This is a genomic window from Nostoc sp., from assembly GCF_036917315.1.
In the GTDB taxonomy this organism is placed as follows: domain Bacteria; phylum Cyanobacteriota; class Cyanobacteriia; order Cyanobacteriales; family Nostocaceae; genus Nostoc.
The window spans coordinates 1-13,835 of sequence record NZ_JBALDR010000005.1 but is presented as its reverse complement, the minus strand read 5'-3'; the positions used below and the strand labels follow the sequence as shown (position 1 = coordinate 13,835).

Below are 13,835 nucleotides of genomic sequence, written 5' to 3'. Positions count from 1 at the left end.
AGTATGAGACCTGCCCAAACTAATCAGTTTGACTACGTAAAAATCGGCTTGGCTTCCCCTGAACGCATTCGTCAGTGGGGCGAGAGAACATTGCCCAATGGTCAAGTAGTCGGTGAAGTTACCAAGCCAGAGACGATTAACTACCGAACTCTTAAGCCAGAGATGGATGGCTTATTTTGTGAGCGGATCTTTGGTCCCGCAAAAGATTGGGAATGCCATTGTGGCAAGTATAAAAGAGTCCGTCATAGAGGTATTGTCTGTGAGCGTTGTGGTGTAGAAGTCACCGAATCACGGGTGCGTCGCCACCGTATGGGCTATATTAAACTCGCCGCACCAGTAGCTCACGTCTGGTATCTCAAAGGCATTCCTAGCTATATTTCCATCCTGTTGGATATGCCCTTACGGGATGTCGAGCAGATTGTCTATTTCAACTCTTATGTTGTCCTGAGTGCAGGTAATGCCGAAACTTTAACTTACAAACAACTGCTGAGTGAAGACCAGTGGTTGGAAATAGAAGACCAAATTTATAGCGAAGATTCTGTGCTGCAAGGCGTAGAGGTAGGTATTGGTGCTGAAGCGCTGTTGCGTTTGCTTGCCGATATCAATTTGGAACAAGAAGCCGAAAGCCTACGCGAAGAAATTGGCAACGCCAAGGGACAAAAGAGAGCCAAGCTAATTAAGCGACTGCGGGTGATTGACAACTTCATCGCTACTGGTTCAAAACCAGAGTGGATGGTAATGGCAGTTATTCCCGTGATTCCTCCCGACTTGCGCCCAATGGTGCAACTAGATGGCGGACGGTTTGCCACGAGCGATTTGAATGATTTGTATCGACGGGTAATTAACCGCAACAATCGTTTGGCACGCTTGCAAGAAATTTTGGCACCAGAGATTATCGTGCGGAACGAAAAGCGGATGCTGCAAGAAGCAGTGGATGCTTTGATTGACAATGGTCGTCGGGGACGCACTGTGGTCGGCGCAAATAACCGACCACTGAAATCTTTGTCCGACATTATTGAGGGTAAGCAAGGACGTTTCCGACAAAACTTGTTAGGTAAACGGGTTGACTACTCTGGACGTTCGGTAATTGTGGTCGGGCCAAAGTTGAAAATTCACCAGTGCGGTTTGCCAAGAGAAATGGCGATTGAACTATTTCAACCATTTGTGATTAACCGCCTGATTCGTAGCGGTATGGTAAATAACATCAAAGCTGCGAAAAAGCTGATATCCCGCAATGATCCCAGTGTTTGGGATGTGTTGGAAGAGGTGATTGAAGGACACCCTGTAATGCTAAACCGGGCACCAACGTTGCACCGTTTGGGTATTCAGTCTTTTGAACCGATTTTGGTAGAAGGTAGAGCGATTCAACTGCATCCTCTGGTGTGTCCAGCGTTTAACGCCGACTTTGACGGCGACCAAATGGCGGTACATGTCCCTCTGTCGTTAGAAAGTCAGGCTGAAGCGCGGTTGTTGATGTTGGCTTCTAACAATATTTTGTCACCAGCTACGGGTAAACCCATCATCACGCCTAGCCAAGATATGGTATTGGGAGCCTATTATTTAACAGCAGAAAATCCCGGTGCGACAAAAGGGGCAGGAAATTACTTTTCTTCGCTAGAGGATGTAATTATGGCTTTCCAGCAAGATCAAATTGACTTGCACGCCTATATTTACGTAAGGTTTGACGGCGAAATAGAATCAGACCAGCCGGATACAGAACCCGTGAAAGTGACGGAAAACGAGGATGGTACTCGCACATTACTCTATAAGTTCCGTCGAGTCAGACAAGACGCTAAGGGCAATGTACTTTCACAGTATATATACACAACTCCTGGTCGCGTTATTTACAATAATGCCATTCAGGAAGCACTAGCAAGTTAATTCGTAATTTCTAATTCGTAATTCGTAATTAGTTCTCTAATTACGAATTACGTAACTTGCTTCTCGCGTTTGGCGAGTATTACGAATTATTAATTATTGATGACTCAGGACTAATGATTAATGACTAACGAAAAAATGATTTTTCGCAATCGCGTGGTTGACAAAGGTCAACTGAGAAATTTAATTTCTTGGGCCTTTACAAATTATGGTACAGCGCGAACCGCAGTGATGGCGGACAAATTGAAAGATTTGGGATTTCGCTACGCTACCAAAGCAGGGGTTTCCATCAGTGTAGATGACTTGATGATACCACCAACTAAGCGATTACTCTTAGAAGCAGCCGAGGAAGAAATTCGCGCTACTGAAACCCGTTATCAACGGGGAGAAATCACTGAAGTAGAACGCTTCCAAAAGGTAATCGATACTTGGAATGGTACCAGTGAAGCCTTGAAAGATGAAGTAGTCGTTCACTTCAAGAAGACTAATCCCCTAAACTCCGTATACATGATGGCATTCTCCGGGGCACGGGGTAACATCTCACAAGTCCGGCAGTTGGTGGGGATGCGGGGACTGATGGCAGATCCTCAAGGAGAAATTATCGATTTACCGATCAAAACCAACTTCCGTGAAGGGCTAACTGTGACGGAATACATTATTTCGTCTTACGGTGCCAGAAAAGGATTGGTGGATACTGCCTTACGGACGGCTGACTCTGGTTATCTCACCCGCCGATTGGTGGACGTTTCCCAGGATGTAATTATTCGGGAATTTGACTGCGGCACCACTAGAGGTCTAGCGATTCGACCAATGACAGAAGGTGCTAAAACCTTGATTCCTCTGGGAACCCGCTTGATGGGACGGGTAATTGGCGAAGATGTGGTGCATCCGGTCACAAAAGAATTGATTGCAGCACGCAATTCGCCAATTCCTGAAGACTTGGCGAAGAAAATTGAAAAGTCTGGGGTGGGAGAAGTTGTGGTGCGATCGCCACTAACTTGTGAAGCCGCACGTTCTGTCTGTCAACACTGTTACGGCTGGAGTTTGGCCCACGCCAAGATGGTGGATTTGGGCGAAGCTGTAGGGATTATTGCTGCCCAAAGTATCGGTGAACCTGGTACTCAGCTAACCATGCGGACATTCCACACTGGTGGGGTGTTTACTGGAGAAGTGGCACAACAAGTTCGTTCCAAAATTGATGGGACTGTCAAGCTTCCTCGCAAACTGAAGACCAGAACATATAGGACTCGCCACGGGGAAGATGCCCTCTATGTTGAGGCGAATGGCATCATGCTTTTGGAACCAACAAAAGTAGGTGATGTCACCCCAGAGAACCAAGAGGTTCATCTGACCCAAGGTTCAACACTATATGTATTTGATGGAAATAAGGTAAAGCAAGGGCAGTTGTTGGCAGAGGTTGCCCTTGGTGGACGTACAACTCGGACTAATACAGAAAAAGCGGTTAAAGATGTCGCCTCTGACTTAGCAGGGGAAGTGCAATTTGCCGAAGTTGTTCCAGAACAAAAAACTGACCGTCAAGGCAATACCACAACCACAGCCGCACGCGGTGGTTTGATTTGGATTTTGTCTGGGGAAGTTTACAACTTGCCGCCTGGTGCAGAATTGGTGGTGAAAAATGGTGATGCGATCGCTGCTAATGGAGTTTTAGCAGAAACCAAATTAGCCAGTTTACACGGCGGTGTGGTGCGCTTGCCTGAAGCTACCCCAGGTAAGAGTACCAGAGAAATTGAAATTATCACCGCTTCTGTGGTACTAGACCAGGCAACTGTGACAGTCCAAAGTTCTCAAGGCCGTAATAACTACTTAGTATCTACTGGCAACAACCAGGTATTTAACCTCCGAGCTACACCAGGCACAAAAGTGCAAAATGGTCAAGTAGTAGCTGAGTTAATTGATGACCGCTATCGCACAACCACTGGTGGATTCCTAAAATTTGCTGGTGTAGAAGTCCAGAAAAAAGGTAAAGCCAAGCTGGGTTATGAAGTCGTGCAGGGCGGTACCCTGTTGTGGATTCCCGAAGAAAGCCACGAAGTTAATAAAGATATCTCCTTACTATTGGTGGAAGACGGTCAGTTTGTGGAAGCTGGCACGGAAGTGGTGAAGGATATCTTCTGCCAAAACAGTGGTGTGGTAGAAGTGACCCAGAAAAACGACATCCTGCGGGAAGTGGTGGTGAAGCCAGGGGAACTGCTGATGGTGGACGATCCCGAATCAGTTATCGGGCGAGATAACACCTTCATCCAACCAGGTGAGGAATTCCAAGGCAATGTCGCCACGGAATTGCGTTACATCCAGTATGTAGAGACACCAGAAGGACCCGCCCTATTGAGTCGTCCAGTGGTTGAGTTTGCCGTCCCTGATAATCCAGATGTGCCATCAACGACATCGGTAAGTCAACAAACCGGGCGATCGATTCAATTAAGAGCGGTGCAACGACTACCTTATAAAGATTCAGAACGCGTCAAATCTGTTGAAGGTGTAGAACTGCTGCGAACCCAGCTAGTACTGGAAATTGAGCAAGAAGGGGAACAAGACCATAATGCTTCACCCCTGGCAGCAGATATTGAATTAGTAGAGGATACTGAAGATCCAGAAGTTCAACGTTTACAACTGGTTATTTTGGAATCTTTGGTAATTCGTCGAGACATTACCGCCGATGCCACCCAAGGTAGTACCCAGACGACACTTGAGGTACACGATGGGCTAACCATCGCCCCAGGTTCTGTTGTCGCACGTACCCAAATCTTGTGTAAAGAAGGCGGGGAAGTACGGGGTGTTCAAAAAGGAACCGAAAACGTGCGTCGCTGTTTGGTGTTGCGTGATGTTGATAGGCTCACCATTAATAGTAGTACCCAACCCAAGGTAAAAGTGGGTGACTTGTTAGTAGAAGGTACAGAAGTTGCTCCTGGAGTTTTTGCCCCAGAATCAGGGCAAGTAGTGGATGTTAAAAACGTCGCTGCTGCATCTGGTGGGGAATCAGCTTTAAGTACTAAAAACTACGTTATTACTACCCGTATCGGTCGCCCTTATCGAGTCAGCCCTGGTGCTGTGTTGCAAATAGAAGACGGCGATTTGGTACAACGGGGTGATAACTTGGTGTTGCTGGTGTTTGAACGCGCCAAAACCGGAGATATCATTCAAGGTTTGCCCCGGATTGAGGAACTACTTGAAGCTCGTAAACCGAAAGAAGCGTGCATCTTATGTCGGCGGGGCGGGGAAGTTAAGGTAGTTTACGGTGATGGTGATGAAGCGATCGCTATTAAGGTCGTAGAATCAAATGGCGTGGTGACAGATTATCCTCTGGGACCTGGACAAAACTTGATTGTTCCAGATGGCTCAATGGTAGTAGCGGGACAACCGTTAACTGATGGCCCATCCAATCCCCACGAAATTTTAGAAATCTTCTTTAGCCTTGGTTCTGAAGACGGAATCTATGCTTGCGCCAGCATTGCTTTGCAGAAGGTACAGACATTCTTGGTGAATGAAGTGCAAATGGTGTATCAGTCTCAAGGAATTGATATTTCCGATAAGCACATTGAAGTAATTGTTCGCCAGATGACCAACAAAGTCAGGATTGATGATGGTGGTGACACCACAATGCTTCCCGGCGAATTGGTGGAACTGCGCCAAGTTGAGCAGGTGAACGAAGCTATGGCAATTACAGGCGGTGCTAGGGCACAGTACACTCCAGTATTGTTGGGGATCACTAAAGCATCGTTGAATACCGACAGCTTTATTTCCGCCGCGTCCTTCCAAGAGACAACACGGGTACTCACTGAAGCAGCTATCGAAGGCAAATCTGACTGGCTGCGCGGATTAAAGGAAAACGTGATTATCGGGCGATTGATTCCGGCTGGTACTGGATACAATACCTATGAAGAACCAGGAGCGATCGATGATTATGCTGCTGAAATTACTAGTAGCGTATTAGATGAAGTTGACGATCCCCTAGATATGGTCTTAGACGATCGCACAGCTCGCACCTATAATTTAGATTCTCCTACTCTTGGGGAATCTGGCTTTGGCAGCAGACGTGCAGAAAGGTCAATTATAGATGAGGAAGATGAATTAATTGCTGACGAAGTAGTCGATGACGACGATTACGAGGAAGAAGAGGAAGACGACGAAGAAGATTTCGACGACGAATAGAGATTTGAAATTTCGCGTCTAAAAAGTAAAAGGTAATATCGAGTCTACCTAATTACCAATAATCAAACTACCTCACCCGTGCTAGCGTGCCCCTTGCCAAGGGAGCACGCTAGCTTCAGTTTTACCCCTAGCGACAAGCAAGTCGTCATATTCAATTAAAATAACGTGCGCCTTCGTTGGAGACTCACGTTAAAATAAGCGATCGCAATTAGTGGACTAAAATTTTCTCTTTCACATACAGAGTCTAGTCATTTACATCGCTTAAAATCTTGTATTTAGTCCTCTTGAGAAGACTTTAGCTATTAGCTTGAGAATTTCTTTCCAACCGGGATAGCAACGAAGTGAGTAATTGAAAAGATGCTGGTAATCACAACCTTAGAAAAAGAGGGGATTAAGCATTAGCTGTTATTTTGAATTTCGTCTAACTTGGCACGCACTGCCCGGATATCCTGCCACATCAACCATTTAGGCGCACCTTTTTCCTTAGAAGGGTTACGCAGCAAGTAGGAAGGATGAAAGATTGGCATACATAAACGCCCTTCCCACTCTAGCCACTGGCCGCGAATTTTCGTAATTCCCCGCTTATCCCCAACGATCCCTTTGACAGCAGTCGCACCCGTTAACAAAATTATTTTGGGGTCAACTAAGCGAATTTGTTCTAGTAGGTATGGTAGACAAGCCGCCACCTCTACAGGCGTGGGAACTCTATTATCTGGTGGGCGACATTTATTGATATTGGCAATGTATACATCATGCTCAGTAGTCAGATTCACCGATGCCAAAATTTTCTCCAGCAATTGTCCCGATCTGCCTACAAATGGTAAACCCGTTTCATCTTCATTTTGACCTGGCGCTTCTCCCACAACCATAATTGGTGCTTTGAGATTGCCACGTCCGACAACAGCATGAGTGCGAGTGTCTCCCAACGCACAACGGTGGCAGCGATCGCAATGCTGTGTCAACTCCGTTATGTCAGAATAAGTTCCGGGAGCGATCGGAATTTTCGCGTCTGTAGGAATCAGTTCTCGTTGGTTAAAAGTTGAGTCGTCGAAGAGGCTGAGTTGGGTTTCGCTGCTCATGAAAATCAGGATTTTGGCATCAGCGCCAGCTGTTATATCTGATATAAATAGCCCTTTGGCTGGATATTTCTCAGAACAATAAACTTTTGCTGAATACTTAATTATTTATACAAATCTTATTGTATCAGTTAATTTGAGACAAAATTCAGTCATGATAAAAGCAGTGCCGTCCTAAGATGCTGGGGGAAAGCATGTCACATACCCCACTTTTCGCCGATCGTACCCATGCGGGTGAAGTATTGGCGCGAGTAATTCATCATGTTTTGACTCAGCAAACTATTGATTCTGGGGTAAAGCCTGTACCAATTGTTTATGCTTTGCCAAGAGGGGGTGTACCAGTAGCAGCACCAATAGCACGTCTTTTAGACTGTCCGTTGACAATTGTTGTGGCAAAAAAGATTAGCCATCCAGAAAACCCAGAGTTAGCAATTGGTGCAGTGACTACTTCTGGAAATGTTCTTTGGGCCGATCAAAAGCTATTTCGCTCTAAACATGATGCGCGGTGGCGAGAAATAGCTTTAAATAAAGCGATAAACCTTGCTAAGTCTCTTGAGGCTCAATTAATTCCTGCTTGTCCGCAAGTGAATGCAGAAAATGCTACGCTCATCTTAGTTGATGATGGCATTGCTACAGGTATGACAATAGCGGTAGCAGCAACTGCTATGAGAGCGCTTTCTCCAGCAGCAGTTTGGCTATGTACTCCAGTAGTGCCACAAAAATTGCTACCTTGGTTAGAACAGTGGGGCGATCGCACAATAGTCTTAGAAACACCCGAACCCTTTTGGAGTGTGAGTAATTTTTACACAGAATTTCCTCAAGTAGATACATTAGAAGTTCTCGTATATCTCCAACAACAAAAGACAAGTGGGAGAATTGATCTGTAGGAGTAATTTTGAATTGTTTTCTGGTCTTGCTTTTTAACTATTTGAAGATGTTCCCTGCTGATATTGCATAGCTTTGGCATAATCACCCAAGGCGTAGCAAGCGACTTTCAGACTGGCAAGAGCTTGTTCTTCACTGCGACGATCTTTGATATTTCTAGCTAACAGCAAACGTTCTTCATAATACGTAATTGCTTTGTTATAGTCACCCAAAGCTTCACAAGCAACTCCTAAACTACTTAAAGACTGTTCCTCACTACGCTTGTCTTGAATTTCTTTGGCTAATTGCAACCGATCTTCATAATACTTAATCGCTTTGGTATAATCACCTAAAGCATAACAAGCGTTGCCCAGATTCTTTAGCACCTGAGAAGCACTGCGAACATTTTTTAAGGAGCGTGATAGTACTACACATTGCTCATAATAGGCGATCGCTTTTGGGTAATTGTTCAAAGCATACCAAGCATTACCCAAATTTTTGAGTACCTGTTCTTCGCCCCAATTATCTTTGAGTTCTCGCACAATCTCTAGACTTTGCTGTTGATACTCAATAGCCTGTGTAAAGTTACCTAAAGCTTTATACACCAATCCCAAATTATTGAGTGCCGCGACTTGACTGCGTTTGTCTTGTAACTGTTGCGTTATTTTCAAACATTTTTCTAGAAACTCAATAGCCTTTTTATGATCGTTCAGATGACGGTATGCATTGCCTAAATGGGAAAGTGCTTGCATCTGCAATGCTAAATCTGAGGTGTTATTGAGCAAAGACAGACATTGTTGGGAGTAAGATATAGCACCTTTGTAGTCTCCAGCGCTGTAAGTTACCAATCCTAAAAAAGAAAGTACCTGTGCCTGTTTTTCTAAATCGCCAACTGCCTGAAACAGTCCCAAGGATTGCTGTAAAGACTTCATAGCCGTTATTAATTCGCCACCTTGCTGCTGTTGAATTCCTTGTCTTAGTAGCTTGGACGCTTCTGACAAGTGGTCATCGCTTTCTTGTAGAGGTATTATTTCTGCTTGTGAACCAGAGTCAAATTCATGGGTAATTGTATTACGCTTCACTGGTTTTAGGTATGTTATGGGTAATTGCAAGGGAACTGTATTTTTCGATCTCGTTATTCCATTCGCTTTTAGATATCAACTCCTTCCTGTGAAGTCTAGTGCTAAATTTAGTGTTCCCAAAACCAGTATGCATCTTTCACCAGTCTGGTTGACCACAGCATAAGTTTAGGAAAGGTGAGAGTTTATATAGCGATCACTAATCGAGGCTTTCAGATTTACGCTCATGAAAGTAATAACTATATAGCAGTCTTAAAGCGTTTGCGATCGTCTCGATTTCTTCTCTATTCGTATTCTCTACATCTGGAGTAGTTCGATTAAAAAACTATTTTTGACAAGCTTATTTAATAGTTTTATTATCAATATCTGTCCTGTATGTATGGTGCAGAATATCTCGCACCTCCATTAAAATTTTTCCTAGCATATTTTTACCACTCCCATCGGCTCCGCAACCCCAGTAAAAATCGATAGGCGAGTTTTCAACAATTTCTACATTGTTTGTAGAGAGTAAAATATCTCTAATATCTGCATGATTTTGAAATTTGCACAGCACAGCTTGCCGCATGATGTCATCTTTAACCTGTTCCCAATCTTGGCGTAAAGGACGCGTTCTCTCGCGCCCCATTCTTGCTGCATCTTTAGGTGTTTTAACTAGGCGGATTTGTTCTATATGAGGTGTACCCACAAACTTTTGCGCTTGAAAGTAGTGTTCGCTAGTTGACCAATACAATCCATCTAATTCAAAGCCGTGGGACGAAAAGTTAGAGAAACAGCCATACTTTTCACGAGTACTGTAAAAATAAATTGTCATAAGATTTGATTCATTTTTTTTTAATTTACTGAATTTATAAGTTTTTTATAAAACAGATGATTTATTTTCTGTTGATTCAATAAACGCCTCAAACTGACCATTAGGAGTCCATTGAATAGCTCCATCTCGTCCTGTAAAGAACAGTTTAGTTTGGCTTTGATTCAGTTCAGATAAAATTTTTGGATCAAAGTTGGCAGAAGAAGCGATCGCTACTTTCGGTTGCAGAGCAATAACTAAATCTTTTAATGACTCAGGGGCACACCAAAGCACTTGCGGGCGAGGCAAACTTCCATTTTTTACTAGTTGCTGTACCTCTTTAGATTTAACATTACCTACTAATAACCAATTTTGATCTAAAATTTGCAATTGTAAAATTGGTAATTGGTCGTTGATTAATTGCGCTACTATCGAACCAGCTTTTACAGATTGACCAACTCCCAAAGGTTGATAAATTCCTTGATGTTTTTGTACTTCTTGTTGAATAGCTTGATTTGTAATAGAATTATCTGTTTGGGGTGAGTATTCATAAAAATTATTGATTGGTAAACGTTGCATTAATTCAAACCAAGCATTACTTTGATTACCTTGAAAATCAGTTGCGATCGCCCAATTTATTTGATTTACACCCTGCTGTTGTAAAAACGGTAAAATTGTAAAACGTCCTGTACCTTCATCACCACTGTTAATGACAGTTACAGTACCTCGATCTTGAACGATTACAATTGGTTCTGTCCCCGATTCTAAGACTGTTATCCTAAACAATGTATTTTTAGAATGCCAAAGTGGGATGAATACTAAACCAATCGCAATCATATTAGCAAACCACCACCGTCTTTGCCACCAACGCACTAACCAGACCAATATAATTAGTATATAAATCGCCAAAAGCTGCCAAGTAGATATGCTGCCCACAGCAACAGAATTTCCAGGTAACTTGCTAAAAAATTCCACTAGCTTAATTAGCCAATCAGTAGGATAATGTAACACCCCAGCTAGGAAGCTTCCTGCTTCAGTCCACACTAAACCTACTAACGCACTGATAATTCCACCTATACTAATGATCGAAATTAATGGAGTACTAATTACATTCAACAACAGACTATAAGATGGTACAACTCCAAAGACAAAAAGTTGCACAGGTAAAGTCCAAATAGTTGCAGCTAGGGGAACAGCAATCAAAGCAGCGATCGCAGGTGGTAGCCATGCTAGGCGATTGACTAATGCAGGTACTGTTACAACTAATCCTAATGTTGCTAAAAAACTCAATTGAAAACCTAAATCCCAAATCCATAGAGGATTAAACACTAATAGCAGAGTTGCTGCTAATAGTAACGAGCTAAACTGTTTTACCTTCCTTTTTAATAGCAGACCAACTAATGCTGCAAAACCCATAATTACGGCTCTGAGAACCGCAGGTTGAAACCCTGTTAAACTCAGAAAAATGATTAAACCCAAAAACCCAAGGGTAAATTGCGTTCCTTTTCTTGCCCGCCTCGTTAACTGTAAAATTACACTCAAAATCAAAGAAGTTTGGAACCCAGAAGCTGCTAAAGCATGAGCTAATCCGGCTTGTACAAATAAGTCTCGGATATCGTAGGGTAAATCCACAGCTTTGCTACCTAAAACCATTGCGCTGACAAGAGGCCCTTCAGGAATACCCAACCAACGAACTTGCGATCGCACAATTCGCTCCCGAATTTGCCACCATCCCCATTTACGTTCCGGCTCCAAAACATTTATTTGTCGCCCAATCAAACCAGCAAACGTTCCTTCCTGCTTGAGAAACTTCTGAAAATCGAAACCACCAGGGTTGGAAGCCGCCTTTGGTTTGTACAAAATCCCAGTCACAGCAATTTGTTGACTAGGGTATAACCCAGTAGCCTGAAGTATAGGGACTGTCACATACAATTTGCCTGTAACCCCTTGTGGGACACCTGCTGAACCTTTATCATTTTTAACTTCATCTAACTGAGTCGTTTCCAGCCAAAATTGTCCTCGCTGACTGCGAGTTAAGCGGGGATTACTCGCCACTTCGCCGCGTACAATCACAAGTTGTTCTTGATTGCTGCTATTTCCAGGCGGGACAAACTGACTAATATCTTTTGCACCCGGTTGTGGCATTCGCCATTGAAAATATAAAGTTGCCAATAATCCCACCAAGCCAGCAGCTAGACATATTCGAGGATGGGGAGTAATTTGCCAAGTATTAGGCACTGCTTTATTTTTGCTTCCAGCATTTTCTGGTTTCTGAGCAAATTGCTGTAGTGTAGTGCGTCTTCTAAAAACAATTGCTCCCACTATCCCCAGAACCAAAATTCCCACACCACCCCAAGGAACTGCTGTAAACAGCAACCCAAAAATGTAGCCAAGACAAATAATTACACCACTGGTTTGAATCATAAGATTTTTGTAAAAGCACCTGGCAACCCGAATTTGTTGATGGTTCTATTAAATATAGATAGGGCAGCAATAAAGAAAAATCGGCGTTGCTGAATTTGGTTATTAAATTCAAAAATAAAATATTCCAAACTCTTATTATCTGTGCTTGAAGCACCTCTGCGTGGGCTTTTTATCTCTTTAATCAGCAACAGCGAAAAATTTTTATGCTTGTGGTGAGTATAGTCCATTAAGTTTATATAAACAAAGCCCGCACAGGCGGGCCTTATCCTTGTAGCTTGAACGTTATAGACTCAATATTTAACCGTATTTCTGTCGTTTAGCAAAAGCTGCATCAACAAAGATATACGTAGCTTAAACCTCAGCGCCACAAGGATAAACAGAACATAAAATCGTAGTAAATTAAATTTGGCACGACTCTGGGTACCTTTGCAGTTTAAAATGTTATGATTTTACACTAACCTGTACTTAGTTCGTGTAGATGCACCCTTTAGGATGTTGGGCTTCCTGTTGAACTCATGGCATCTTTGAGCAACGGAAAACCCAACTTCTCCCTTTGCTCAACATATAAATGAGCTACCTTCCTAGCCAAATGCCGAATCCTAGCAATATAGCGAGTTCTCTCCGTCACCGAAATCACACCTCTAGCATCCAGCAGATTGAATGTGTGCGAACACTTCATTACATAATCTAAGCTAGGCAATACCAATCCTCGCTCCGTCAATTGGGTAGCTTCCTGCTCATATAAATTAAATAATGTCAGTAGCAACTCAGGATTTGACGCTTCAAAGTTGTATGTGCACTGCTCAATCTCACTTTGCAGGAAAACATCGCCATAAGTAATGTTGTCTGTCCACTGGATCTTAGTAAATGCTTCTACTTGCTGGAGATACATTGTCAGCCGCTCTAACCCGTATGTAATTTCAATCGACACCGGACGGCAATCAATTCCTCCACACTGTTGGAAGTAGGTAAATTGAGTAACTTCCATCCCATCTAACCAGACTTCCCACCCAGTGCCCCAAGCTCCCACAGTTGCATCTTCCCAGTTATCCTCTACAAACCGAATATCGTGGTCTTGAGGACGAATACCTAAAGCTCTTAACGAATCAAGATAAATCTCTTGAATATTATCTGGTGATGGCTTAATTAGAACTTGGTACTGATAATAGTGTTGAAAGCGGTTGGGATTTTCGCCGTAGCGTCCATCAGTAGGACGACGACAAGGCTCAACGTAAGCAACAGCCCAAGGTTCCGGCCCCAATGCTCTTAAAAAAGTCTGGGGATTCTTAGTACCAGCCCCCTTTTCAATATCGTAGGGCTGGGCAATAAGACAACCGCGATCGCCCCAAAAATGATGCAATAAACTTATTACCGACTGAAAATTCACGCTTGTTCTATCCTTAGTTAACACAGTGCATAAACCATTGTTGCCTAGAACCCGGCACTGTGGGCAATTTCAGGAGATGCAGAAGCGGTCCAAAAATATTTTGGGAAAAATAGTTGACACAATGAATTAGGTTCGCTATATTGAATAAGTGCTTGAAGCGGAGCGCGAAA

Annotated in this window: 9 protein-coding genes; 3 read left to right on the top strand and 6 right to left on the bottom strand. The window is 43.3% G+C overall.

The features are described 5' to 3' along the window. Window positions 1-3: 3 nt before the first annotated feature. Window positions 4-1,881 (top strand): DNA-directed RNA polymerase subunit gamma, encoded by a 1,878-nt coding sequence (locus V7K84_RS02455; protein ID WP_094342607.1) that lies wholly within the window; start codon window positions 4-6, stop codon window positions 1,879-1,881. A gap of 120 nt (window positions 1,882-2,001) precedes the next feature. Beyond that, window positions 2,002-6,048, top strand: a complete 4,047-nt coding sequence (locus V7K84_RS02450) for a DNA-directed RNA polymerase subunit beta'' (RefSeq protein ID WP_334836064.1) — start codon at window positions 2,002-2,004, stop codon at window positions 6,046-6,048. Between the two features lie 398 nt (window positions 6,049-6,446). Here V7K84_RS02450 and V7K84_RS02445 read toward each other — a convergent pair whose 3' ends face one another. Beyond that, window positions 6,447-7,127, bottom strand: coding sequence for a uracil-DNA glycosylase (locus tag V7K84_RS02445; protein ID WP_334836062.1), 681 nt, complete (start codon window positions 7,125-7,127; stop codon window positions 6,447-6,449). A 191-nt stretch (window positions 7,128-7,318) separates the two neighbouring features. Here V7K84_RS02445 and V7K84_RS02440 point away from each other — a divergent pair, with 191 nt between their 5' ends. Next, window positions 7,319-8,011 carry a phosphoribosyltransferase gene (locus V7K84_RS02440; protein WP_334836060.1) on the top strand — a complete coding sequence of 231 codons (693 nt, stop codon included), beginning with the start codon at window positions 7,319-7,321 and terminating at the stop codon, window positions 8,009-8,011. A 33-nt stretch (window positions 8,012-8,044) separates the two neighbouring features. Here the strand turns inward: V7K84_RS02440 and V7K84_RS02435 are convergent, their stop codons facing one another. From V7K84_RS02435 to glyQ, 5 genes are all read right to left on the bottom strand, one after another. Further along, window positions 8,045-9,070: a tetratricopeptide repeat protein gene (locus V7K84_RS02435; protein WP_334836058.1), complete on the bottom strand. Its 1,026-nt coding sequence runs from the start codon at window positions 9,068-9,070 to the stop codon at window positions 8,045-8,047. A 337-nt stretch (window positions 9,071-9,407) separates the two neighbouring features. Then, window positions 9,408-9,878, bottom strand: coding sequence for an NADAR family protein (locus tag V7K84_RS02430; protein WP_334836056.1), 471 nt, complete (start codon window positions 9,876-9,878; stop codon window positions 9,408-9,410). A 45-nt stretch (window positions 9,879-9,923) separates the two neighbouring features. Next, the gene (locus V7K84_RS02425; protein ID WP_334836055.1) at window positions 9,924-12,278 is read right to left on the bottom strand and encodes a ComEC/Rec2 family competence protein; all 2,355 of its coding nucleotides are present in this window, start codon (window positions 12,276-12,278) and stop codon (window positions 9,924-9,926) included. Next, window positions 12,275-12,505, bottom strand: coding sequence for a hypothetical protein (locus V7K84_RS02420; protein WP_334836054.1), 231 nt, complete (start codon window positions 12,503-12,505; stop codon window positions 12,275-12,277). Before V7K84_RS02420 ends, V7K84_RS02425 begins: the two co-directional genes overlap by 4 nt. Window positions 12,506-12,765: 260 nt before the next feature. Then, the gene (gene glyQ, locus V7K84_RS02415) at window positions 12,766-13,665 is read right to left on the bottom strand and encodes a glycine--tRNA ligase subunit alpha (RefSeq protein ID WP_334836052.1); all 900 of its coding nucleotides are present in this window, start codon (window positions 13,663-13,665) and stop codon (window positions 12,766-12,768) included. Window positions 13,666-13,835 lie beyond the last annotated feature (170 nt).